Genomic DNA, 420 nt, shown 5'->3' with positions numbered 1-420 from the left:
TTCTGAAAGCGCCCCGACAAGGCGCTGCGACACAGACGTATTTCAGGTGCAGCCGATCGACGTGGGTTGTGCCAACTGGAGGAAACATCGCAATGCGTAAAATTACCACTTTGCTGGCGGGCGTCCTGCTGTCCGCGACCGCTGTGAACCTTGCCCATGCTGAAGACATTGTTGTCGGCGTGAGCTGGTCGAACTTCCAGGAAGAGCGCTGGAAGACAGATGAAGCCGCCATCAAGGGCGCTCTGGAAGCTGCCGGCGCGCAGTACATCTCCGCCGACGCACAGAGCTCGTCCGCAAAGCAGCTGTCCGACGTGGAAGCCCTGATCGCACAGGGTGCAACCGCCCTGATCATCCTGGCACAGGATGCCCAGGCGATCGGCCCGGCTGTCCAGGCCGCTGCTGACGAAGGCATCCCTGTCG

At 61.4% G+C, this 420-nt stretch carries 1 protein-coding gene; it reads left to right on the top strand.

Annotated elements, in window-relative coordinates:
• Positions 1–92 precede the first annotated feature (92 nt).
• Positions 93–420: substrate-binding domain-containing protein (locus tag FMN52_RS00140; RefSeq protein WP_148606710.1), on the top strand; the 328-nt coding region annotated here is incomplete at its 3' end.

The sequence above is a fragment of the Marinobacter sp. BW6 genome (assembly GCF_008107725.1).
GTDB lineage: Bacteria > Pseudomonadota > Gammaproteobacteria > Pseudomonadales > Oleiphilaceae > Marinobacter.
The sequence above is the reverse complement of the archived record's forward strand: the minus strand, read 5'-3'. Positions and strand labels throughout refer to the sequence as shown.